Origin of the sequence: Shewanella sp. Actino-trap-3, assembly GCF_002836275.1 — a bacterium.
Lineage (GTDB): Bacteria > Pseudomonadota > Gammaproteobacteria > Enterobacterales > Shewanellaceae > Shewanella > Shewanella psychromarinicola.
In genome coordinates, this window is the sequence record NZ_PJCE01000001.1 from 2,097,685 (window position 1) to 2,122,845 (window position 25,161).

The window sequence follows — 25,161 nt, forward strand, 5'->3', positions numbered from 1 at the left end:
TCGACATCTTTACAGAGGGCTTACTTTAATGCGGGGGAATTATAAGTACTTACGACCTTGATAGCTATAAATAGCCTTTTCCCTGAAAGATTTCAGTTTTTTATATAGCGCACGAAACTGCGACAATTCAGCTAATAACATCCTAAATCAATGCCGCTGACACTGAATCGCTCCCAAATCACTACAACTAAATTATCACACCAAAATTGGGACAAAAAAAAGCCTACTCAATAGAGTAGGCAGACATGTTACAAGCATCCCATATGGGGAGAGGAAAACTAGCATCACTTAACATGATGAGGCAATAAATTAATTTACCACCCAGTCTAAAACCGTCAAACAAGACGAACAAAAGGTTGATGAATATTAAAACGACGTAAAGAGGGTCAATTCTTAACGTTTCATGGCGAATATACCGCCACGTAAAACGGTTACATCAGCAAACCAAGTGTTTTGCCAATAAAATTTGCTGTTACCTGTATAAGACATGGTCTTCTCCTGAATAATGTAAAGTTGCATAAACCTAGTAAAGCTTGGCTCGATTCCCTGGAACGTACATTTCTCAAATCCATTGAGACAACTTGTCACTCAGATCCTTGGAGGCTATATCCATCCTGGATTAACTAGAGCCGACAACCACAATGCTTGTCGACCCGATGAATTATACTGAACTGTAATTAAATTACAAGTATTATCGGCTTTAATTCACAAAAAACGCATAATAAGTGACTTTATTACATTAAACCCGGATTATAATTATGTGATTATATTGTAAATAGCATGTTTTATTTATATTAAAACCTATACTATTAGATGCTTACATGGTTATTATCACAACTTAGACAAATGTAATAAAGCAACCAAAGGGCTTGCCGTTGGCTTACCATAGAGAGGATCGCCCTCAACAGCACTGCCAGCGATATCAATATGAGTGAATGCCAGTGTTGTTTGCATTAGTCCAGAGGCTTTTATTAAGAATGCTGCAGGATATTGATGTCCGCGAGCCGTAATTGAAGACGGTCCATTATTAGAAGACACCACATCGGCAACGCCATTTTTATCGGCAACCTTGTCAAAATCCTCAGTTCGTAAGCGCGAGACCTCGAACGGCTCACCCCATAATTCACCCACGTCTGCTAATAATGCGCCAACGCCTTGCTGTTTAGCGGCGCTATTTTCAACTAATGCCGGATAACCACCGTACGCGCGCACGACGTGGCCGGTTAATGTTGCCAACGAAAATAATTGTGGATTCACAGCTGTTTGTGCCTGTATACGCAAATGTGATAACAAGTCAGCTAACACTAAACGGCCTTCGGCATCAGTATTACCTATGCGAACTCGTACACCCGCATGGCTAGTAATAATTTCATCGGTGACAAACGCATCACTGCCGATACTATTTCTAACCAACCCAAGCTCTGCAACCACTTTGATACCTTTGGGTTTAAGTATCGACAATGCTTTCATTAATCCGGCGACAGCAGCGGCACCGCCTTTATCCCGACTCATACCTGCCATAGAACCGGCCACTTTAATGTCAGCCCCGCCAGTATCGTAAATCACCCCTTTGCCCGCAAAGAATAACGTTTTTGTTATTGTTCCTTCGCCAACATATTCAAGCTTTACCACTCGAGGATGATGACGTTCAACCCCAAATGAACTTCTGCCAACCGCACTCAATAGGGGATATTGCGCCATCAACTGCTCCACTTGATCAATCACAGACACAGCTAAACCGCTATCAGCAAAAGCATCAATACAATATTGTGCAAACCCAATAGCGGACATCCGCTCAGGCTCTGTACCGCAGAGATCGCGTGCCAACACTCGCCCGGACTCCGCAGCATTAAGTAATATACTGTGTGCTGATGTATTCAATAATCCGATAGCCTCTAAACTTGGTAGTAATGACTTTGCTTCTCGCGCCTCTAAGGGTTGCCATAGCTCTTGCCCACACGCCAATGCTGCAACTTGTTCTGCATAGACAAAACGTTTATCGCTCACGGCAGGGACCACTAACAAAGGTTTAATGGCTCCCGCTGCTTTGGCAATGGCAATACCTTCTCGGGCGGCTTTAGCAAAAATTCTGACATCGCTGTACTCGTTAACGCTATCGGTCACGGGCGAGATAATCAAGCGACCGCCAGCTAAGCCAGGTGCAAATAATAGTGTTGCACTTTTACCGACACGCATATCGATTTGACTGGCGTGCGCCGCCAGTAAACTGATTTCATCTTGCTTAATCTCAGCCAAACTTGTCGCGACGACGACTACCGCATCCCAACCTTCACCTTCAAAAATGGCTTCATCACTGGCGACATCAATAATGGGGACTTGAAATGCAGTAACAGCTTTGTTTGCTTGGTTCATAAAAAATCCTTAATCAATTGGTATACCGGTAGATTGATGGGTTCATAATTATTTACAGGTTTTGTGGACTAAACCTTGGCAAATTGATGTCGCAATATCAAGTAACCGCGCAGAATATGTTAAAATAAATCACATTATATTTTGTGTCGTATATCGACTAAATTCATCTTAGAGGGCGTTTCGTGACTGCATTAACTCAATTATATCCTCAGCCTCTTTGGCAATGGTTCGAACAAATTTGCGCTATTCCACATCCATCAAAACATGAACATGCGTTGTCGCAACACATTCAACAGTGGGCAAAAGCCCAAGGCCTTGGGGTTGTTGAAGACAAAGTAGGTAATTTAATCATCCGTAAGCCTGCCACTGCTGGAATGGAAAACTGTAAAATAGTGGTATTGCAAGCACACATTGATATGGTGCCACAAAAAAATGCTGACAAAGTACATAACTTTGAAACGGACCCAATTGAAGCCTATGTTGATGGTGATTGGGTTAAAGCCAGAGGGACAACGTTAGGATCAGATAACGGCATTGGTATGTCTTCAGCGCTTGCGGTATTAGGCAGTAAAGACATCAAGCATGGGCCACTGGAAGTCCTGCTCACCATTGATGAAGAAGCCGGTATGACAGGTGCTTTTGGTTTAGAAGCGGGTTACCTTGATGCAGACATCTTGATCAACACCGATTCTGAACAAGAAGGTGAAATTTACATGGGTTGTGCAGGCGGAGTTGATGCACATATCAGCGTACCTATGTCATGGCAAGCTCCTGAACACACAAATACCAGTTTTCAGCTGACATTAGCTGGACTTAAAGGCGGTCATTCAGGGGTGAACATTCACCTTGGTCGCGCCAATGCAAACAAACTACTTGCCCGCTTTTTGTTTAAACACAGTGATGAACTGGCATTAGAACTTGTCAGCTTTAGCGGTGGCTCATTACGTAATGCCATTCCGCGTGAAGCCCATATCAGCTTTATGCTTCCTGCTGAAAATGTTGATAAATTACATCAAGCGATGGAGGCTTTCCAAGCATTAGTAAGACAAGAGCTCGCGCTCGTCGATCCAGCAATGGTGCTAAGCCTAGAGTCCATTGACGCCCCCACCAAAGTGATGGATGAAGAGGCACAAAATACCTTAATCGACTTATTGCATGCTAGCCCTAACGGCGTGATCCGCATGAGTGATGAAGTTCAAGGTGTGACTGAAACCTCGCTTAATATCGGCGTGATCAGTACCGAAGATGAAAGCGTTGAAATCTTGTGTCTTATTCGCTCGCTAATCGATTCTGGTCGTGAAGAAGTCACAGGAATGCTCACCGCTCTGACTAATTTGTCGGGTGCAAGCATTGACCTAAGTGGTGCTTATCCCGGTTGGAAGCCAGACACAAGCTCACCCATTATGGCGATTGTGCGTGAAACTTATAACGACATTTATAAAAAAGACCCAACCATCATGGTGATCCATGCTGGTCTTGAATGTGGCTTATTTAAACAACCTTATCCACTTATGGACATGGTCTCAATTGGGCCAACCATTCGCTATCCACACAGCCCAGATGAAATGGTCAACATCACCACCGTTGGTCAGTACTGGCAATTGCTACTTGCGGTACTAGAGCGTATTCCAGCTAAAAATGCTTAATCCGTTTTAGTGATGACGTTATCAACACAATAAACAAACTAAAAGGCGACAATAATGTCGCCTTTTAATTTTTGTATTGTTCCAGTGTTAAAACTGTAAATCGAGCTGGGTGATTTTATCCGCACTATTATCTGTCGCTGCCAACGTCACGTCGGCTAAACCAACACTCACGCCAATCAAACGAATACCCCGCCCTTGGCTACGCTGCAAAGCTTGTTGCAGCAAGTCATGAAACAAGTTAATCGAAATCTCATCACTGCGATGCTCGATTGTGGTTTGTTTAAAATCATTAAATTTAAGCTTAACAACTTGTTTGTGGATCTGCCGGTCATTAGCACTGCGATGTACCCGAGCACTGAGTTCTTGAATAAGCTGTGGTAACACTTGATGACATTGTTCTAAGGTAAAAATATCCTTGGCTAAGGTGGTTTCAACCCCAACAGACTTACGCACTCGGTGTGGACTAATTTGCCTTGAGTCGATCCCTTGTGCACGCTCAGCCAACACATGGCCAAATTTACCGAAAGCCTTAATTAATTGAGCCTTAGGATATTGTTGCACGTCATAACAAGTGGTTAAGCCAATATCGGCTAACTTTTTTGAAGTAACCTTGCCAACACCGGGAATTTTACTCAGTGGCAAGTCTTTTACAAAATCACTAATTTGATTGGGGGTGATCACATATTGACCATTGGGCTTATTTAAATCGGAAGCGATTTTGGCTAAAAACTTAATCGGTGCAATACCCGCTGAAGCCGTTAATCCTGTGGCCTCAAAAATATCGTTGCGAATGGCTTTAGCAATTAATGTGGCACTGCCTTGCTGAACGTTGCAATCGCTGACATCAAGGTAAGCCTCATCTAAAGATAATGGCTCAACGAGATCTGTGTATCGATGAAAAATCTCACGAATTTGCAATGAAACCGATTTATACACTTCCATGCGTCCAGGCACTAAAATTAACTGCGGACACAACTGCAGTGCATGATAACTGGACATCGCGCTACGCACCCCAAATTGACGGGCCTCATAACTGCATGTGCTTATTACACCTCGGCGATCACTTCTGCCACCGACAGCAATGGCTTTCCCTCGTAGTTCAGGAAAATCTCGCATTTCAACGGCAGCGAAATAGCAATCCATATCGATGTGAATGATTTTACGCATTCTATGACCATCATCATTAACTCAATTACCATGATGATACTGTATATATAAACAGTATTCAATCATTGTCTCACTGACACAAAAAAGCCCAATCTCAGTTGGGCTTTAGTAAATGGTAACCAGTATCAATAGATATGTTACATTTTGGTCTGTAAATAATTCTGTAAACCAACCAGCTCAATCAGACCTAATTGCTTTTCTAACCAGTACATGTGATCAGACTCAGTGTCATCCAACAACACCTCTAAAATTTCGCGAGTTTGATAATCACTTTTGTCTTCGCATAGCGCGATCACTTTACGTAAATGATCAGCAACATGATATTCATAGGCTAAATCACTTTTAAACATTTCTTGCACATCTTTACCAATGTTCAACGCTTCACGACTGGCAACATCGGGAGTGCCTTCAAGAAACAAAATCCGTTGGACTAATTTAGCAGCATGCAACTTTTCGTCGTCTGACTCGTGCAAAATACGGGTATACAGTTCGTTGAATCCCCAGTCTTCGTACATATGAGCATGGACGAAATATTGATCCATGGCAGACAACTCGCCGGTTAATAAACTATTTAGTGCATCGATGACTTCTGGATGGCCTTTCATGATAATTTCCTATTAGTCGTTAATTTGTGATTGAAGATAATTTTGAATACCCGTTTGATTGATAAGCTCTTGTTGCGACTCAATCCAATCTAAATGTTCTTCTTCATCTTCGAGTAAATCTTCGAATAAATCGCGGCTAACATAATCTTGCTGAGTTTCGCATACCTTAATGGCTTCACGCAAAAGCGCAATTTGTGCTGTTATAGCCGCCAGATCGCAGTTGAGCATTTCTTCAGCATGCTCACCGATACGCAATTTATCTAATTGTTGCAGATTAGGTAAACCTTCAAGAAACAATACACGTTCAATCAGCTTATCAGCATGCTTCATGTCTTCAATCGATTTTTTATATTCTTTCTCATTAAGCTTTTCCAATCCCCAATGTTTAAACATGCGTGCATGTAAAAAGTATTGGTTAATGGCAGTCAGCTCACAGGTAAGTACTCGATTGAGTTGGCTAATGACTTTAGGATGACCTTTCATAGTAATGCCCTCGATAAATAACGTGATCTAGATCAATTACAAATAGAATAAAACACTATAGGGGAAAAGGCAAATTTTCCTTTCTTTTCACACACTTACTATTGATAACCATTATCATTATAACTAAGATTTGTAACTCACTAGTAATACACAAACATAAAAAAAGCCTTCAAAATGAAGGCTCTTTACAAAGCATTAGTTTGGTAACCTAGGCTTTAAATGACAAACGTCGTTAAATAATTCGATTTTGATTAAGCAACTCATTTCGAGCTTGCTCTTTTTCCATACGGCGTTTGCGGCTATCACATGGGTCGTCGCAGTCACACGCCTTCTCAATACCTAAAACGCCTAAGCCACCACAACTGCCTGCTACGGCTTTCTTCTTTACAATATAACCCACAGACATAAATAAAAAGAACAATAATAATACTACAAACGCTGCAATAAATGTGCTCATCACAAACTCCAATTAACTCATTTAGATTAGGGTACTACTAGTTGAATCAATCAGTCGTTTAATCAACTAGTTTAAAAATAAGGAACCTACTCAAGATACGATTTAAACGCATCGCTGTAATAGACCTGATATCCCTGCTCTTGCTTCTCAATTAACATTACTGCTAAATTTTTCTCTCTAGCAAGTGTCAATGAAGCTTGTGTACCTAACACCATCATGGCCGTTGCATATCCATCCGCTGTCATACAACTAGAGTGTAACACGGTTGCAGAAGCAAGTTGATGCTTTATCGGGTAACCGTTACGAGGATCAATTAGATGTGAAAAGCGTTCGCCATTCTCTTGATAAAAGTTACGATAATCACCCGATGTTGCTAATGACATAGTCCCGGGCTCAATCACTTGCTGCACCGTTTGTCCTTCGCTTGTTGGCTGTTCTACTGCAACTCGCCACGCGACATTATTGGCTTTAGTGCCTTTAACATTCAGTTCACCACCAATTTCGACTAAATAACCAGACACGTGATATTTGTCTAATATAGATGCAATTTTATCGACACCAAACCCTTTTGCTATTGAGGATAAATCAACATACAAGTCTGCATTGTGCTTAATTAATGTTAAGCCTTTTATCGACAGTTCCTTGATCCCCATCTTAGCTTTAGCCGCGTCAATTTGAGCTTGAGTCGGGATCGTTGTAGGCCGCTTATCGGGGCCAAACCCCCACAGGTTAATCACTGGCCCTAAGGTGATATCTAACGCACCATCGGTCTCTTGATAAAGACGCATGCCCTCTTTTATGACTTTAATAGTATCGGCCGATACTTTAACGCTTTGCTGTACTTGTAATTGATTAAACTTAGACAGTTCTGAGTCATGTCGGTAAGTCGACATTTGATTGTTAACCACGTCCAATGCCATATCAATTTCGGCTTGTAATAATTGTGGTCCTGGCAAGCTGCCATTGGGGACCACTTTAATATGATAAGTGGTCCCCATGGTACTACCAGATAATGAAATAATCGGATCTGGTGAGCTGCAGCTACTGATCAATAATATTGGCAGTAACAATATTGGCAGTAACACTTGCTTGATTGATTTTACAGTCATCTCAAATTTACACTTGTATTAAATGAACAAAAAAAAATTGCAGCGTGCAAGACTCGTGTTTGACCACCTTGTCTGCACTGCTGCAATTTAATGACTTACATGTCAACGTTATAAGTTAACGCATTAACCACCAAAATCATCTAATAAGATATTTTCGTCTTCGACACCTAAATCTTTTAGCATACCAATAACCGCTGCGTTCATCATTGGAGGTCCACACATGTAAAACTCACAATCTTCTGGCGCATCATGGTCACGTAAGTAGTTTTCATACAATACGTTATGAATGAAGCCTGTATAACCAGTCCAGTTATCTTCAGCTTGCGGATCCGATAACGCTACATGCCATTTGAAATTTTCATTTTCAGCCGCTAAGCCGTCAAAATCTTCAACGTAGAACATTTCACGTTGCGAACGCGCACCGTACCAGAAGCTAATCTTACGTTTAGATTTAAGACGCTTTAACTGATCGAAAATGTGTGAACGCATTGGGGCCATACCGGCACCACCACCAATGAATACCATTTCCGCATCGGAGTCTTTAGCAAAGAACTCACCAAATGGACCAGAAATAGTCACTTTATCGCCAGCTTTTAAGCTCCAAATATACGAAGACATTTTACCACAAGGCAAGGTTAAATTACGTGGCGGTGGCGTAGCAATACGCACGTTCAACATAATTATTCCAAACTCCTCTGGGTAGTTAGCCATAGAGTAAGCACGAATAGTTTCTTCGTCTACTTTTGATTCTAACTTAAAGAAACCAAAGTGTTCCCAATCGCCACGGTACTTATCAGGCACTTCAAACTCAGCATATTTAATATGATGAGCCGGCGCTTCAATCTGAATATAACCACCGGCACGGAAAGGCACGGTTTCGCCATCAGGGATTTGCAGCTTAAGTTCTTTAATGAACGTCGCTTTGTTATCGTTAGAGACAACGTCACATTCCCATTTCTTGATGCCGAATATTTCTTCATCAAGCTCAATTTCCATATCAGCTTTCACGTTTACCTGACAAGATAAACGACACCCCTGACGGGCTTCGCCTTTACTAATGTGGTCAAGTTCAGTGGGTAGAATATCACCACCACCAGACATAATGTTGACACGACACTGGCCACAAGAGCCACCGCCACCACAAGCACTTGAAATGAAGATACCGTTGTCGGCTAAAACGCCAAGTAACTTGCCGCCAGCACCTGTTGTAATTGTTTTATCTGCGTTGCCGTTAATACCAATCATGATATCACCGCTTGCCACCAGTTTTGATTTAGCGAATAAAATCACTAATACCAACACTAAGACAATCACAGTAAACATACTCACACCTAGATAGACATCTAGTGGAGTAGATTCAAGAATACCCATTCACTTATCCTTAAAGGTTCAAATTAATGTGTCGACTCAGTGACTCTTACAGAGAAACACCTGAGAATGACATGAAACCTAGAGCCATAAGGCCTGCTGAAACGAAGGTTATACCTAGGCCACGTAAGCCATTTGGCACGTCAGAATATTTCATCTTTTCACGAATACCGGCTAACAATACAATTGCTAATGCCCAACCAATACCAGAGCCGATACCAAATACTACGCTCTCACCAAGGTTATAATCACGCTCTACCATGAAAGAGACTGCACCAAAAATTGCACAGTTCACGGTAATTAAAGGTAAGAAAATACCTAACGCGTTGTACAAAGGTGGGAAATATTTGTCTAACGCCATTTCCAAAATTTGTACCAATGCTGCAATCACACCGATAAAGGTGATGAACTTCAAGAAGCTCAAATCAGCTTCAGGCAAACCAGCCCAAGCTAATGCGCCTGGAGCGAGTAAACTTTGATAAATAATTTGGTTAGCAGGAACCGAAATAGCCAGTACCACAATAACGGCAACACCAAGTCCCATCGCAGTAGTCACTTTCTTTGATACCGCTAAGAAAGTACACATACCTAAGAAGAACGCTAGCGCCATGTTTTCAATGAAAATTGAACGAATTAATAAACTAATATAATGTTCCATTGCGTTTACCCTTTTGCTTCAACTTGCTCTGGCTTATAAGTACGGATCAACCAGATCAACCCACCGATCAAGAAGAATGCACTGGGTGGCAACAGTAATAAACCGTTAGGCTGATACCAACCACCATCAGAGATTTTGCTGAGGATTTCTACGCCAAATAATGAACCATTACCAAATAGTTCTCGCACAAAACCAACAGACAATAGAATAGCTCCATAACCTAAACCGTTACCGATCCCGTCCATAAAGCTCATCATAGGAGGCGTTTTCATTGCGTAAGCTTCAGCACGACCCATTACAATACAGTTAGTAATAATCAAACCAACAAATACTGACAACTGTTTAGAAATGGCATAAGCATAAGCTTGCAGTAGTTCGTCTACTACAATCACTAATGAAGCAATAATGGTCATCTGTACAATAATACGCACACTGCTTGGAATATGATTACGAATAAGCGAAATAAACAGGTTAGAAAACGCTGTTACCGCTGTTAATGCAATCGTCATTACCAATGCTGTTTCTAATTTACTGGTCACAGCAAGTGCACTACACACACCCAAAATTTGCAATGCAATTGGGTTGTTATTGATAATTGGTCCGGTCAGAATCTGTTTAAGTTCTTTAGCGTCAGCCATTAGCTTAACCCTCCGTTGCGTGCTTTAGCGATAAAGTCAGCGAAACCTTCTTTACCTAACCAAAAATCCAATGAGTGTTGCACACCGTTACTGGTCAATGTTGCACCGGAAAGTGCATCAACACCATGAACAGAGCTCGCCACTACAGGGTTTTTAGTTACACTAATTGCCAAGTTACCTTGAGCATCAAATAACTCTTTACCTTTCCACAATGCTTTCCATTTTGGATTTTCAACTTCGCCACCTAAACCAGGGGTTTCACCTTGGTCATAATAAACGAGTCCTTGCACCGTATTTAGGTCAGTGTCTAATGCCAAAAATGCATACATGGTTGACCACAAACCATAACCGTGGATAGGTAAAATCACGCTAGTCAGTTTACCTTCGTCATTACGAACAAGGTACACAACCGCTTTATCTGCAACACGTTTGATTGAGGCAATATCATTTTCAGGGATAGATGACCGGTCAGTATCACGAGAGGCTTTACGTTGATCATAAACGTTAGCATCACCCTCAACAAATTCACCGGTTTTAAGGTCAACTAACCGAGCTTCAACATATTGCTCGTACTTGCTTAGAATTTCTTTTTTGGTGACGTTACCTTCTTTGGTATTGATAAGGCTCGCCGCATCAAGAATATACTTTTGCTTATCGAGTAACTTATTTTCTTGCTGAATAGGTTTTAATAACACCGCCGCAGTTGAAACAAGCACTGAACAAATAAGACATAAGCCGACAACAACAAATAGCGTTCTACCGAACGAATCTTTATTACTAGCCACGAGCAATCCTCCGCTTAATATTTGCCTGTACTACAAAGTGGTCAAATAATGGCGCAAATAAGTTAGCAAACAGAATAGCTAACATAATGCCTTCAGGGAATGCAGGGTTAACCACACGGATAAACACCACCATTGCACCAATAAGGAAACCGTATGCCCACTTAGCCGTACTCGTAAACGACGCAGAAACAGGATCTGTCGCCATAAACATCATACCAAAGGCAAAGCCACCTAACACTAAGTGCCAATACCATGGCATTGCAAACATCGGGTTTGTGTCGCTACCAATCATATTAAGTAGAGTAGAAATTGCCACCATACCTAAGAAGACACCACCGACAATACGCCAAGATGCAATACGGGCATAAATAATAACTAGACCACCTAGTAAAATAGCAAAGGTAGACCCTTCACCTACAGAACCGGGGATAAAGCCCATGAAAGCATCAATCCAGTTGGTGGTTGAGGCATAGTCGAAAGTACCTTGTGCCGCTTGACTTAATGCCGTTGCACCAGAGTAACCGTCAGCGACAACCCATGTAGTATCACCAGACATGCTTAAAGGGTAAGCAAAGTATAAGAAAGCACGGCCAGCTAATGCAGGGTTTAAGAAGTTACGCCCTGTGCCGCCGAAGATTTCTTTTGCAACTACCACACCAAAGGTAATACCTAGTGCGACCATCCACAATGGGATAGTTGCTGGTAAGGTCAAGGCAAAGAGAACCGAAGTAACGAAGAAACCTTCGTTAATTTCATGGCCACGCACTGACGCAAACAGCACTTCCCAAAAACCACCGACAATAAAAGTCACTGCATAGATAGGTAGGAAGAAGCACGCACCATAGAACATCAAGGACGCAATGCCAGAGTCTGCAGAAAGTTGAGCTCCAAATAATTCAAATAAGCCTACTTGCCAAATATCGGGGGAACCGAAATCGGCGCCCATCGCGATTTGAGCTTGTAAACCTACGTTGTACATACCAAAAAACATTGCTGGGAATGTACATGCCCAAACCGTAATCATAATACGTTTTAAGTCAACATTATCGCGAACATGGGTTGCCCCGTGATTCACTTTACCTGGAGTATAAAATACTGTGGCAGCCGCTTCATAAAGGGCATACCACTTTTCGTACTTGCCGCCTTTTTCAAATTGCGGCTCAATACGTTCGATAAAATCTTTCAAACTCATTAGCCTTCCCTCTCGATCGTATCTAGACAGTCACGCAAATATGAACCGTAGTCATACTTACCTGGACATACGAACGTACACAATGCCAAGTCTTCTTCATCTAACTCTAATGCGCCTAAACGGGCTGCGCCGTCAAAATCACCAGAGAGTAAATCACGAAGTAGCATAGTAGGTAGAATGTCTAGAGGCATCACGCGTTCATAGTTACCAATAGGCACCATTGCACGGTCTGAACCGCAAGTGCTAGTGGTCATATTAAATAGACGCGATGGGCTTAAGTGGCCTAAGAATGCACGAGTGATAGAGAACTTATCGGCACCAGGCATAGCCCAACCAAATAATTCTTTCTCATTACCTTCTTCCAGTACACTTACCTGTTGATGATATCGACCCAAATAAGCTTGAGGTCCTACCGCAGTAAGGCCGCTTAACACTGACCCCGAAATCACACGAACACCATCACCAACCGTTTCATCAGCAGTCAGTTCAGTGATGCTTGCACCTAAAACGCTACGAACAAGACGAGGATTTTTCGCTTTAGGACCGCCAATCGCAACCACACGCTCAGTGTTTAACACACCTTGAGTAAACAGCTGGCCAAAAGCAATCACATCCTGATAGCCAACATGCCAAACAGTTCGTGCTGCAGAAGCGGGAAGAACGTGATGAATATGCGTACCCACCAAACCTGCTGGGTGTTTACCCGCAAATTCTTGAACGTGAGCATTGGCTGCTGGAATATCGGCACCTTGTGCTTTACATAGGTAAACTTTACCTTCAGTTAATCGTGCTAGGACATTAAGGCCGTTAGCAAAATCTTCTTTATGTTGAGCTATGACTACCACAGGATCGGCAGCAAGAGGTTGGGTATCAATGGCAGTCACAAAAATACCTGCTGCAGTAGAATCTACGGCGGGCACTTTACTGAAAGGGCGTGTACGCAAAGCCGTCCATAAACCTGAGTCAATCAGATTATCACGAACAACTTGTGCGTCTAACGTGTCTAACTTATCAGCATCATATTGAGCAAAAGCAACGCTATCGTCACCTTCCACAGCAATAACTACTGACTGAAGTACACGTCTTGCACCTCGGTTTATTTCTAAAATAGTACCACTGGCTAAAGCCGTATATTTAACGCCTAGATTCTTTTTATCTTCAAAAAGAACTTGGCCTTTTTGTACTTTGTCGCCCACTTTGATCTTCATCGTAGGACGTAAGCCAATATACTCTTCACCCAAAGTAGCTACGTGTCTAATGGCTGGGCCATTATGGATAACTTGCTCTGGACCGCCTGCTATAGGCAGTTCCAATCCTTTCTTAATTGTAATCATATCCACAAGCACTACGTTTGAAGGAAAGACAATGCGCCACGTTCCGCTAAAAAAACAAAGTATTAACATATACTTGCTATTTGAGCTAGCGCAGATTTAACTCGAAAATGCGATCATAATCACGCTGGTCGCGCGCATTTTACCGCAAATATGAGACTATCGCCACGAAAATTATAGGTGTTTTCATAACAATACATTACTTTGATAAATGGATTTTAGATCAGACTAAACGGATAAGAACCTGAGGGGGTTATGCCGTATGCTAGATTCTAACAAAGAGACTATAGCATTAATTTTAAAGAAATAATTTTAGTTGTTCACTCACAAAAACAGTTGTAGCAAAAATAATACCACCCAAATGAGTAGTCACTTGGGTGGTATTGGTGTTTTGACATAAAAACAACATAAGCTGTAACCAAATATGACTCAAGCTTGCCAGCGTCTAGAAACGACTCTCTAGAAATGACCTTTATAACCAAAATACGTGATCATTTCCGACTGTCCTTGAAATCCCATTGCAGTGACATTTGCAACTAATTCTTCATCTAACAGATTTTCAACTCGAACATATAATTCATGTTGTGCGGTCAAACGATAAGTTGCGGCTAAATCAACCTTCCACTGACTGTCAATAGTACGCTCATTAGTAAGTGTTGCTTGATAACCTAACTCAGATTGATACAAGGCTTGCGCTATAATAGACATGTCGCCATAAACAACACCCGAGCTTAACGTCAGTTGTTGTTCTGGGACCCATGGTAATTGGCTATTAGCAGCAAAGCATCCCATCAACTCATTGCAATCGGCGTTATCGGTTTCAGCTTGGGTATATTGGTACTTTACGTTCAATGGAATAGAAAAGTGATCAAATGTCAGCCCATACGCTATGCTCAAGTCTGCGCCCACAACAGAAACGTCATTAATATTCTCTTGTAATGATATTTGTTCGTAGTCACATATCATGCCCTGCATACAGCTTACGTGTTGGCTATCGTAATCATGCATATAACCCGTCATTGCAATCGATAAAGCATCTTGCTGGTAGCTTAATGCTAATTGATATTGCAGTGCTTCTTGAGCAGTTTGCTCAATATTCCCCGCTGAAGCGACTGTCCAAGCTTGTTTGACTTGCAGCGCGGTTAACCATGATCCACTCTGATAAGCCACTTCAACAGAAGGCGACCAGCCATCATCAGAAAAGTCCGCCGCATTAAGGCTCGTATTTACATCACCAAGCTCACGAGAAACGCTGACATGCTCATAACCTAAACCGAGATTGATAGACCACTGATCATAATTTAATTTAGTGTCTACCGCTGATGAAAATGCCGAAGCATCATCAGTATAAGTCAGTGCATATTCATCATCTGTTGTCGGCGTCAGTGATAAATCATTGTTCCACGACCACTCACGTTGACCTAAACGCATTTCAGCTTTATCTGTATGGTAGCGCGCACTATAAGTCACCTGATGCTGACCATACATGCTGACACTTTTGGTTTGCATACCAAAGCCAGCAAAATCGTTATTTTGTGTTAACGCTCCTAAGTTCATCCCATCGGCGGTGGGAACGGCTTCAAACATGGCGATACTAGACAACAAAGCGCTGTCAATTTGCTGACCATCAACAAAACGCATTTCTCGAGATTGTTGTGAATAGGTTTGGTAATAAAAGTCTGTCGCCATCGTCGAAGTAGCAGACAATATGACCTTATGGGCTAATACGTAGCGTTGACGTTCGCCTTCAATATTGTCGGTGCTGGCTGCGGAGTATAATTGAGTCGGGTCTAACGAAAAATCAGCAGCTGTTAACCCCAATGTTCCTCGATCATCATCTTGCGATGAATACTGATAACTGAACTCGGTCGTTTGTTTATTGCTTGCACCAGGTAAACTATCGGCCGCAATTTTGAATAGAATATCTTTATGAGTAGCATCTGTATCTTGCGGGGCACGATAACCCACATCGTCAGATGCCGATTGATAATCGAGTGCCAGTAACATGCCATTTTGCTTTGTAGTACCGCTCACTACTACGCCACCATTAATTGCATTATTGTCACTGCCTTCGAGGTTGAGATCAGTTGCATATTTTTTGGGGCTAATTTTTATAGACTGATAGTCAAGCTTACCAAAAGCCGCTTGCGAACTCTCAGTCACACTGGTCATGCTCGAAAAAGACACTTTTTGCTGGTGCAATAAATTGGGCTGCAACACTAAATGTTGTCCAGAATACGGCGCAGGAGAAAAGAAAATACCATCCTGTAAAATGGCTACACCGTCAATGGCACCAGCATGTGTGATGGTCACATCCTGATGTGATCCGGTAGGTAACACTGTCGCGCCCGTCAACCCTAGCGGAATATCACTTTGGCGATAATGAAATTGGCTTATCGATAACTGCTGCAAATCGAGTTGATTATTAAGGTTATCAATAGACTCTGTTACCGTTTCTGCAACGGCATTTGTAGAATGACAAACATAAAGCACTGCGACTGCTAGCACTGACAGGCTAAATGGGTGGTTAGACATATTAATCTCCGTATATGTGTCTGTTCACGCAAAAGATCGTTTAAAATGACGAATAAATCACTAAGTTACGCTTATTACAATAACGGTTTCAGTTACATAAAAATAGCGTGCTATTAACGTTTACTCGACATTGGGTGTTTTATTAGCAAAAAAAAGCGGCCAAAGCCGCTTTTCTCATGGGTATGAACTCAATCAATTAAATTAAAGATTGCCTAAAATTTCATCACTCAGTTTTAAGTCATCATTTTGGTTAACGCTCACGCCCGCGGCAATGATCATCCGAGCAATGTCTTGCGCTTGTGTTAACGAATGCATTTCGTAAGTACCACATTGATATTCATTTAACTCAGGAATATCTTTCTGGTCAATGACATTGGTTACGTCAATCATTGCCGCTAGCCAGGCATCTGCAACTTTACTTTCTGTCGGTTGACCAATTAAGCTCATGTAAAAACCGGTACGGCATCCCATCGGTGAAATATCAATAATCTCTATACCATCACCGTTTAAATGTTCGCGCATAAAGCCTGCAAACAAATGCTCAAGGGTATGGATACCTCGCTCACTGAGGATATCTTTATTGGGTGCACAAAAACGCAAATCAAATACAGTAATAGCATCGCCACTAGGGGTGCTCATGTGCTTAGCAACGCGAACCGCTGGAGCATTCATACGAGTATGATCTACGGTAAAACTGTCTAATAAAGGCATTGATTTCTCCCTAAATAAGTAAAATAATTCGACAATATATTGCCTAATTCCAAGATAGTACCACTATTCAAACATTGTCACAGTCTGAGTTTACTCTTGCTGTTGCGCGTCTAATTCAAACCGACTTAACGCATCTTCAGTATAACTAAAATAGCGTTTTACTGATTTTTCATTGGCTATGTAAGACTCAAGAACTTTATTAAACAGCACATCTTTAGCGGCTTCATGGTTAAGAACTTCATTTCTTGCTTGTTTTAACGCACGGATCACAGCGTTGGGAAAGGGTTTAACCTGCACATGGTGTTCATTAAGCAAAATGTCCATCGCAGCGATATGGCCTTGAGTATAATCATCTAGCATATCTTGATTTATCGCTCTGGCTGCTACTTTCACAATCGCTTGTAAATCATCGGGCAAGGTCGAAAAAGCCTGCTTATTGATCAGAAATTCCATCGTTGACCCCGGTTCATGCCAACCAGGGTAATAGTAATATTTGGCCACCTGATCTAGTCCAAGAGGCAAATCATTATAAGGCCCAACCCATTCGGCAGCATCAATCGCGCCAGTCTGCAGCGCACCGTATAATTCTCTACCCGCTAGCGCCGTTACCGGAATGCCCCCCAGTTTCTTAAATACTTCGCCACCAATGCCCGGTAAACGCATCTTAAGACCCTTAAAGTCTTCAGGTGTTGCAATGATTTTATTAAACCAGCCCCCCATTTGCATACCGGTGTTTCCACCTGCCAGCGGTAAAATACCAAAAGGCTGATAAACTTCCTCCCACAGCTCCATCCCGCCGCCATAGTGAAGCCATGCATTCATTTGTTGTGCCGTTAAACCAAAAGGGATCGATGAGAAAAACTGGGCTGCGGGCGCTTTTTCTTTCCAATAATATGACGCGCTATGCGCCATTTCAATCGTGCCATTGCTAACAGCATCGAACACGGATAAGGCTGGCATTAACTCGCCCGCACCGTAAACATTGATCACTAAACGGCCGTTAGACATCTGATTGACTAGTTGAGCAAACCGTTCTGGTGCCATGCCCAAACCGGCTAGGTTTTTTGGCCATGACGTTGCTAAGCGCCATTCAATCACTTGAAGGGGGGTTGAATCTATTTGAGAAAGAGAATTTGTCTTTGAAGGAGTCTCTGGTTGGCAGCCCAACAACAAGGTTAGACCCATTAACCAGCAGGTTTGAATCACCTTGCTCATGTAAATATCCTTTTCAATCGCACTCTTCTATTTCATAACTGTAACATAATCATAACCAGTGACAAATACCGCCACGTTACAATACAAAATAAAAAACCTCACATAATCCGTGAGGTTTTTTTATAAATAGACCAGTAAGTTAATAACAATTAGCCTTTACAATTAGGGGTTTTAGGTACTTTATCCAATGCTTGCCATTCTGGCTGAGTATAAGCATTGATGGATAATGCATGCACACCGTTAGCTAACTCATCTGCAAGCGCTTGGTTAATCAAACGGTGACGGGCAAGCAAACGCTGTTCACTAAATTTATCGCTAACCACAACCACTTTAAAATGGGTTTCAGAATTAGGCGGAACATGATGACGATTACTTTCGTTAATCACCTCAAGATGCGATGGCTCGAAGGCATGATTCAATTTATCAGTAATGATTTGTTGGACAGACATAGTAATACTCTTGTTAATCCATATCGATGAAATCGAAGGGTACTGCTTTGCCGAATAAAGGTCAAACAAGCAGACTAAAACTTAAAGTTTGTGCACACATTCTATCTAGTCGATATCGACGCATATTAATGACCATTATCGATCAGCTTCTTGGCCAATCTGCTATATCGACACTATCCATGCAATACGCAGCATTGTCCTCGTCTTGTTGTTGTAACACCTCACGCCCTAGCCATGCATTGATAAATAGCCCGTGTGGGTCATATGTCTGCTGCTGTTTTTCAAGATTAAAGTGCCTAGCGCCGCGAGGATCGGCGCCAACACCCGCCAGATACTGCCAATTGCCCCAATTCACGGCAACATCATAATCAATTAACTGCTGTTGAAAATAAGCGGCACCATAACGCCAATCACATTGTAGTTCATTCACAAAGCAACTTGCCACAATTTGCCTACCGCGATTTGACATATAACCGGTGTCATTTAATTGCTTCATCAACGCATTCACTAAAGGGAAAGGTGTACTGGCAGTTTTCCACGCTTGAATACGTTGCACATAAAAACTGGTTAACGGCTTACGCCCACTAATGCCAGAGAATCGAAATAGCTGTTTATTGAATTTAAAGCCATACCAATGAAAATACTCACGCCAAAGTAGCTCATACAAAATCCACTGGCTTGATTGGCTCGCACCATGTTGTGATTCAAATTGCTGCAAGGCAGACACCACTTGCCTTGCAGATAAACAACCATTAGCTAACCAAGGTGAAAACTTTGTCGAGCATTCCCAACCATCAAGCTCATTACGCATCTCCTTGTAGTGATGCGCTAAGTTTGAAGAAAAATAGCATTCTAATTGTAATAGCCCTTGTGCTTCGCCACCGCAAAATACATTGCTCATCATTTGAGTTTGTGGCACCCAGTCGGGGTAAGACAGCCAAGCCTGAAGCTGTTTATCTTGCTGCTTAAGCGCGACCATAGGTGGCAACCAAGATATTGCGTCAGCTGCTGCGGTAATATTGATGTTCTCGACTTGCTTGCGAAACTGACTGAATGTTGGCGCAAGTTCGGCTAGCTCAAAAGGAAGTTGCTGTGAGTGAAACAGAGTTTGAGTGGTCATGGTCGAATATTGAATATCGGGGCATTGCTGCTGAATCGATTGCCAAGCGGTCTGCTCATCTGCACCACAATGATCACTACGATAGACCCGGGAAATATCATGGGCTTGGATAATATAAGCCAAGGATTTTTGCGCTGAAGCGTAAACAATATGCAGCTGTTGACCATATTGATTGAGCGCTTCATCTAATGCCCGTAATGACTCAAGCAAAAATCGTAATCTGTGCTTTCCAAGATACTGAGCTTGATATTGGGCTGTTCGAAACCAATTGGGGTCGATGCAATACACTATCATCAACTGCTGAGCATACTGGGCAATATCAGAAAATATCGCATTGTCTGCCATTCGCAGGTCATCACCTAACCAATAAAGCGCCCGGACTGTTGATTGCGATGTCGTTTTTATGTTTGAGTCGACGCAACCTTGACCACCCGCATTGTTCATCTATTTATTACCACATCTTGAAACCATACCTAATAGGTACGTAAACACAGTGGTTAACGGTTCAGTAATAATCTATTTTCGCTATATATTCAAACTAGCTCGACCTTCGGTCTGCGAGGTTCTAGAGTCGCTTCGCTGCTAGTTCGCTACGCGGATAGAGCGCTTCGCTTCTAGGGACAGCTTCGCTGCTAAGATTTTATAGCATCTAGCCGCGCAGCGTCCTAGCCGCTAGGCCTTTCGCTTTTAGCTATGGCCATTAACGATATCTGTTAACGATATCTATTAACGATAATAATTGGGGATAATTTGTCGAAAAGTAAAGTTAATACGCGGCTCAACAACCTTAAGGCGTTTAGGCAAAGCATGTTGCCAGTGTTGCTGCATACCGGAATGCATAATAAGTAAGTCGCCCGATGCGAGCGCAAAATTAACTTTGGTCTTAGTTTGCTTATGGCGCACAACAAAGTCTCGACAGGCCCCCAAGGTAACCGACGCAATCGCCGAACCACTGACAATCTCAGGTTCATCATCACTGTGCCATCCCATACAGTCGTGGCCATCGGCATAGCGATTAACTAATACTGAATTAGTGTCGATTTGATGATCATTAAGCAATTTTACACGTAATCGGCTTAATACTTTTGGCCAAGCCAGTGCGGTGATGTGTAATTTGGAGTAATGATAATCGCAACCGGGGTCGCCAAACCAAGCCTGGGTTCGAGGAGTCAGATGTTGCTTACCATATACTTGTATAGAAACCCGCTCTAACGGATAGTGATTAACTTCATTTATCAATAACTGTTGCTGCTTAGGCGACAAAAAGCCTTTAATCCAAGTGACAGGTGGACTGATTTGGTTTTTAGTCCTTGCCTCGACAATATCATCTTGAGTTAAGCCGTCGTGAGGATCGCCAAAATCTAACCCATGTTGAAACTTTGTCACCTCAATAGCCTCCTTTAATCACTCACTTCGATTAATACCAACGCTTTATTTTAGCTATCCACAAGCCTGATAACACAATCACTGCCATTAGGCTCAATACTGCAAAATAGCCAAAGTGCCATTTTAACTCAGGCATATTATCAAAGTTCATTCCGTAAATGCCCGCGACTAAGGTTAATGGTAGAAAAATGGCCGTGACCATGGTTAACGTCATCATCACTCGATTGGTTTTATGGGCACTGACTGAAATATAGCCATTGATTAAGCTGTCCACTAAACCTTGATAAAGACTGGCTCGACTCGATAACCGTTCAAACTGGTTATATAAATAACTCAGTTGTTCATAGTCCATCTTAATATGCTGATGGCTGTCATCGCGAAGCCATTGTTGCAATATCTCTTCATGGTAACTAAACGAACGTTTTGCTTTTTGTAATTTACTGCTATAAGCGATTAACTCTGCAAGTAAATCATCGGTTGAAACATCAAAAATCTCATCTTCTATTTCACTTAAACGTTCTTCTAACGCCAACATCACTGCCAGATAATCAATCACAATTTGACGCATTAGTTCAAAACACACTTGGCTCATGTCCGTGCTATCTAGGTGACCTTGCTCGCGGATCCGTTGGAAAACTTTGCTGACACTGATTGACGGTTTAAGGTGTTGTGTCACTAAAAAATGGTCATTCACATGTAGCAGTAACTGGCTACGCTCAAGCAGAAGATATTCTTCCCTGTCTTTAAGCTCGTGGGTTAACAAATACGAATGTGTGCCATATTCTTCAAACTGTGGTGGATGACGTTCACGCTGTGCTTCTTCAAAATAGAGATGATCAATACCAAAGTCAGGATGTTGCTTAAAAAACGCTTGGCTATGCTGACCCGTAATATCGACCCATATTAACTGCTGTTGCGGATCATATTGACTCATGAGAGTCTCATCACCTTCAGCTAACAACAGACCTTGCACATTAAATAATAGTATCTGTATCGCCATGAATAGCCCTTTCAACAGCAAATTATTGCAGTATAAACCGCTTAACGGGTCATGTCTGACTCACTAACCATTTCAATGTGTTGTTTGATCTGCTCGAAATGGCTATTCACCCAAGCACTGCTGATTGGGCCCCAAGTTGAAATGCGATAATAGCCTTCATTATGACGCTGGCCTTGCTGAATAAAATCCACTTCAATACCAATATCGACAAATGCCGCTAACGCATCTTGCAATGTCCTTCGTGGCATAAGCGTCAGTTTTTGCAAGCTTAATAAGTTATGTTGTTCTTCATCTAGCAGATGCGCTAAATACAATTTTCGTAAAAATGCTTTTTGCGATTTATTGATCACGTAATTATTCGAAAACATCCTTCACACGCCCTATTATCTCTACATCACTGAATAGAAATTACTGTATGTCTAGCCAGTCATGCAAGCACTATTGCCAATGTGAGCAAATTGCGGTGTAATTAATCACTGATTTTGACGCTAATAGATTGATTTATCGATAACCAATATGATTAACACTACCTAAGTTGCGACAATCTCGTTATAGTTTTTAACAATAGAAATAGCCGATATGGAAAGCGAACAAACATGGATACTCCGCCGCACTCAAAGAGCCCATTAGCGCCATCGCCAATAACAGATCCGTCAACGCTAAACGATACATCTTCATTGTTGGCAGTAAAAGCAACCTCAGCAGACGCTTATGACCATGGCCCACGTTTATCCGAAGATGATTATATTCAACTTGCCGACTTGCCACTGAGCAATATTGATCCTAATTACCCTAAACTATTATTGATAATGAGCAGTGTCGTTATGATGATTATCATCACGGCCTTAACGATGTTTCTGTTGATAATTAAACCGCTGCCATTGATAATCGCGACCGGGTTTATAGCATTGACAATCTTGGTGGCTGCCCTGGTTATTAAACTCATTCACCTCAAAGCAAACAAAATTGCTTATGGCTTGTTTAAACATGAAATGGTGCTACGTGAAGGGTTATTTTGGGTGTCAACAACGGCACTGCCCTACACTCGACTGCAACATGTTAATTTGTCTCAAGGCCCCGCAGAACGAAGGTTCAACTTAGTCACCTTAAAATGCTTCAGTGCAGGCAGTGGCTTAGCTGAAATTGATCTACCAGGCCTCAATGCCGATTTAGCTGAAAATTTACGCCAACATTTATTGAGCCAAGCGGCAGCAAGTCATCAACTACCTGCCACTAAATTAAACACACGCGAGCATTCAACATCAGTTGATGACCCTACACCAGCAATTGAACGATCTCAGCAGGATAGCCATAATGGATAAGTCACCAGCATCACAGGGTGATGATCCACATCTTGACTCAAAAGATATTGTTACCAATAAATCGATCAATTCAGAGCAAACCAATACCGATGATTTACAGCAATGGCAAGCACTTTCAGCTTGGTCTATCGTCAGCAATATTTTCAGTACCTTAAAATACATCCTCAGCAATGGTTTTGCTATCGTACCCATTGTTTATACTGGATGGCGGCAAGGCTTTGATATGCAATGGGGCATACTGGCTTCTAGCCTACTATTATTGCTGGTGACACTTTCCGCGATAATAGAATGGCGGAAATTTCGTTTTCGTCTTAATAACCATCAACTTGAAGTGAAACGCGGCTTATTGTTTACCAAAAAAGATGAAATACCGCTGAGTCGCATTCAAAATATTCGATATGAACAACCGTTTTATTTTAAGCCATTGTCACTCGGTACCCTCGTGATTGAAACGGCAGGGTCTAAAAGTGACGAAGCTCATTTAGCCGCTTTAGATACGCAACAAGCCCAAACCTTAAAACGTTTACTGCTAAATTTAAGTCACACTGATGCTACTGCACCGACACACGAGCATCCGCATACTGATAATCAACATGGCATCGAGAATACACAGCCGATTGTGCGTAAAAGTTTATGGGATTTAATCTTATTTGGTTTTTATCAAAATAATTTTATTTGGTTTGCCGTAATTGTGGGCCCCATCGCTGGTCAAGTTGATTTGGATAAAATATTCGACTCCCCACTCGCGCAGCAATTTTGGTTATGGGTCCAACAGCAAACTCATCAAAATATTGGCTTGCAGACCATCATGGCAATCGTGGGGTTGTTTGCGCTATACAGTTTGTTTGCGTTAATTTCAATTGTCGCGGCAATGTTAAAATATCACCCATATCAGCTCGATAAACATGATGACACTTTACAACGAAGTGGCGGTGTCATTTCACACCAGCAAGATGCGTTGGCCATAAAACGTATTCAATTAGTCCATCTTCAACAACCCGTTATTGCACGCTTATTTAAACGCTGGACCTTATACTTTAAGCAAGTCAAAGGACATGAAGTTGGACATAAAACCAAACAACACATGTTAGTTCCAAGTGTTAAATCCACTGAAATCGAATTACTCTTGGCCAAAATCCCTCAACTCAGTGGCGGTGCCAGCGCATTACCTAGAAGTTACTCGTCTATTCATATTAATTGGCTGACCAAGAGAATTGCCTTGCCACTGATCCTGACCAGTATACTCACCATCATGGGTTATTATGGCCATCAAAGCCCTGGTTTTTTTGAGTTCACTTGGTTCATCACCTTCATGGTGATATTAGCGATTTACATACGATACAAGCAATGGGGATATGTTGTGGCAGATAAAGTCATTTGGCAACATAGCGGCTTTTTCGGTCAACAATGGCAGCGGGTCGCATTTGAAAAAGTTCAACACGTTAACATCATCCAAACTCAAGGCCAAAAACAAGCTCAGTTAGCCTATGTAGAAGTCGGATTAGCCAGTGGCAGTGTGGTGTTCCCCTATATTCCCACTCATGTGGCAGAGCTAATTATTACTCGGTCACTCAATGCTACTAGTCACGATAACCGTAATTGGATTTAGCC

The 25,161-nt window shown here is 42.0% G+C and carries 23 protein-coding genes; 3 read left to right on the top strand and 20 right to left on the bottom strand.

Annotated features, from left to right (window positions below; genetic code table 11):
- Positions 1-831: 831 nt before the first annotated feature.
- Complete coding sequence (locus CXF80_RS08915; protein ID WP_101032537.1) at positions 832-2,373, bottom strand: M17 family metallopeptidase; 1,542 nt, start codon at positions 2,371-2,373, stop codon at positions 832-834.
- Positions 2,374-2,555: 182 nt separating this feature from the next.
- Between CXF80_RS08915 and CXF80_RS08920 the strand changes: the two genes are divergently transcribed.
- Positions 2,556-4,019, top strand: a complete 1,464-nt coding sequence (locus CXF80_RS08920; protein WP_101032538.1) for an aminoacyl-histidine dipeptidase — start codon at positions 2,556-2,558, stop codon at positions 4,017-4,019.
- An 87-nt stretch (positions 4,020-4,106) separates the two neighbouring features.
- On the opposite strand, the gene dinB is transcribed toward CXF80_RS08920, so the two are convergent.
- The 19 genes from dinB to CXF80_RS09015 form a co-directional block, all read right to left on the bottom strand.
- Positions 4,107-5,186 carry a DNA polymerase IV gene (gene dinB / locus CXF80_RS08925; RefSeq protein ID WP_101032539.1) on the bottom strand — a complete coding sequence of 360 codons (1,080 nt, stop codon included), beginning with the start codon at positions 5,184-5,186 and terminating at the stop codon, positions 4,107-4,109.
- Positions 5,187-5,323: 137 nt separating this feature from the next.
- The gene (gene bfr / locus CXF80_RS08930; protein WP_101032540.1) at positions 5,324-5,791 is read right to left on the bottom strand and encodes a bacterioferritin; all 468 of its coding nucleotides are present in this window, start codon (positions 5,789-5,791) and stop codon (positions 5,324-5,326) included.
- 12 nt (positions 5,792-5,803) lie between these two features.
- Positions 5,804-6,274: a bacterioferritin gene (bfr, locus tag CXF80_RS08935; protein WP_101032541.1), complete on the bottom strand. Its 471-nt coding sequence runs from the start codon at positions 6,272-6,274 to the stop codon at positions 5,804-5,806.
- Positions 6,275-6,506: 232 nt separating this feature from the next.
- Positions 6,507-6,731, bottom strand: coding sequence for a (Na+)-NQR maturation NqrM (gene nqrM, locus CXF80_RS08940; protein ID WP_101032542.1), 225 nt, complete (start codon positions 6,729-6,731; stop codon positions 6,507-6,509).
- 86 nt (positions 6,732-6,817) lie between these two features.
- On the bottom strand, positions 6,818-7,840 hold the full coding sequence (locus CXF80_RS08945; protein ID WP_101032543.1) for an FAD:protein FMN transferase: 1,023 nt from the start codon (positions 7,838-7,840) through the stop codon (positions 6,818-6,820).
- Between the two features lie 123 nt (positions 7,841-7,963).
- The gene (nqrF, locus tag CXF80_RS08950; protein ID WP_101032544.1) at positions 7,964-9,211 is read right to left on the bottom strand and encodes an NADH:ubiquinone reductase (Na(+)-transporting) subunit F; all 1,248 of its coding nucleotides are present in this window, start codon (positions 9,209-9,211) and stop codon (positions 7,964-7,966) included.
- A gap of 46 nt (positions 9,212-9,257) precedes the next feature.
- On the bottom strand, positions 9,258-9,866 hold the full coding sequence (nqrE, locus tag CXF80_RS08955; protein ID WP_101032545.1) for an NADH:ubiquinone reductase (Na(+)-transporting) subunit E: 609 nt from the start codon (positions 9,864-9,866) through the stop codon (positions 9,258-9,260).
- A gap of 5 nt (positions 9,867-9,871) precedes the next feature.
- Positions 9,872-10,504, bottom strand: a complete 633-nt coding sequence (locus CXF80_RS08960) for an NADH:ubiquinone reductase (Na(+)-transporting) subunit D (RefSeq protein ID WP_101032546.1) — start codon at positions 10,502-10,504, stop codon at positions 9,872-9,874.
- Entirely contained in the window at positions 10,504-11,289 is a 786-nt protein-coding gene (locus CXF80_RS08965) for a Na(+)-translocating NADH-quinone reductase subunit C (RefSeq protein WP_101032547.1), read from the bottom strand. Before CXF80_RS08965 ends, CXF80_RS08960 begins: the two co-directional genes overlap by 1 nt.
- Complete coding sequence (locus CXF80_RS08970) at positions 11,282-12,481, bottom strand: NADH:ubiquinone reductase (Na(+)-transporting) subunit B (protein WP_101032548.1); 1,200 nt, start codon at positions 12,479-12,481, stop codon at positions 11,282-11,284. Before CXF80_RS08970 ends, CXF80_RS08965 begins: the two co-directional genes overlap by 8 nt.
- Positions 12,481-13,815 carry a Na(+)-translocating NADH-quinone reductase subunit A gene (locus tag CXF80_RS08975; protein WP_101032549.1) on the bottom strand — a complete coding sequence of 445 codons (1,335 nt, stop codon included), beginning with the start codon at positions 13,813-13,815 and terminating at the stop codon, positions 12,481-12,483. The genes CXF80_RS08970 and CXF80_RS08975 overlap by 1 nt, the downstream gene beginning before the upstream one ends.
- 456 nt (positions 13,816-14,271) lie before the next feature.
- Positions 14,272-16,347 carry a TonB-dependent receptor domain-containing protein gene (locus tag CXF80_RS08980; protein ID WP_101032550.1) on the bottom strand — a complete coding sequence of 692 codons (2,076 nt, stop codon included), beginning with the start codon at positions 16,345-16,347 and terminating at the stop codon, positions 14,272-14,274.
- Between the two features lie 201 nt (positions 16,348-16,548).
- Entirely contained in the window at positions 16,549-17,058 is a 510-nt protein-coding gene (luxS, locus tag CXF80_RS08985; RefSeq protein ID WP_101032551.1) for an S-ribosylhomocysteine lyase, read from the bottom strand.
- 90 nt (positions 17,059-17,148) lie between these two features.
- Positions 17,149-18,273, bottom strand: coding sequence for a TRAP transporter substrate-binding protein (locus CXF80_RS08990; RefSeq protein WP_101032552.1), 1,125 nt, complete (start codon positions 18,271-18,273; stop codon positions 17,149-17,151).
- Between the two features lie 149 nt (positions 18,274-18,422).
- The gene (locus CXF80_RS08995) at positions 18,423-18,722 is read right to left on the bottom strand and encodes a BolA family protein (RefSeq protein ID WP_101032553.1); all 300 of its coding nucleotides are present in this window, start codon (positions 18,720-18,722) and stop codon (positions 18,423-18,425) included.
- A gap of 142 nt (positions 18,723-18,864) precedes the next feature.
- Positions 18,865-20,286 (bottom strand): DASH family cryptochrome, encoded by a 1,422-nt coding sequence (locus CXF80_RS09000; protein ID WP_101032554.1) that lies wholly within the window; start codon positions 20,284-20,286, stop codon positions 18,865-18,867.
- Between the two features lie 282 nt (positions 20,287-20,568).
- Positions 20,569-21,228 (bottom strand): alpha-ketoglutarate-dependent dioxygenase AlkB family protein, encoded by a 660-nt coding sequence (locus CXF80_RS09005; RefSeq protein ID WP_101032555.1) that lies wholly within the window; start codon positions 21,226-21,228, stop codon positions 20,569-20,571.
- A 31-nt stretch (positions 21,229-21,259) separates the two neighbouring features.
- Positions 21,260-22,228, bottom strand: a complete 969-nt coding sequence (locus CXF80_RS09010; protein WP_101032556.1) for a magnesium transporter CorA family protein — start codon at positions 22,226-22,228, stop codon at positions 21,260-21,262.
- Between the two features lie 41 nt (positions 22,229-22,269).
- Positions 22,270-22,596 carry a winged helix-turn-helix domain-containing protein gene (locus CXF80_RS09015; protein WP_101032557.1) on the bottom strand — a complete coding sequence of 109 codons (327 nt, stop codon included), beginning with the start codon at positions 22,594-22,596 and terminating at the stop codon, positions 22,270-22,272.
- 228 nt (positions 22,597-22,824) lie between these two features.
- Between CXF80_RS09015 and CXF80_RS09020 the strand changes: the two genes are divergently transcribed.
- Both CXF80_RS09020 and CXF80_RS09025 read left to right on the top strand, forming a co-directional pair.
- Positions 22,825-23,550 carry a PH domain-containing protein gene (locus CXF80_RS09020; RefSeq protein ID WP_232772072.1) on the top strand — a complete coding sequence of 242 codons (726 nt, stop codon included), beginning with the start codon at positions 22,825-22,827 and terminating at the stop codon, positions 23,548-23,550.
- Positions 23,543-25,159: a PH domain-containing protein gene (locus tag CXF80_RS09025; RefSeq protein ID WP_198554747.1), complete on the top strand. Its 1,617-nt coding sequence runs from the start codon at positions 23,543-23,545 to the stop codon at positions 25,157-25,159. Before CXF80_RS09020 ends, CXF80_RS09025 begins: the two co-directional genes overlap by 8 nt.
- Positions 25,160-25,161 lie beyond the last annotated feature (2 nt).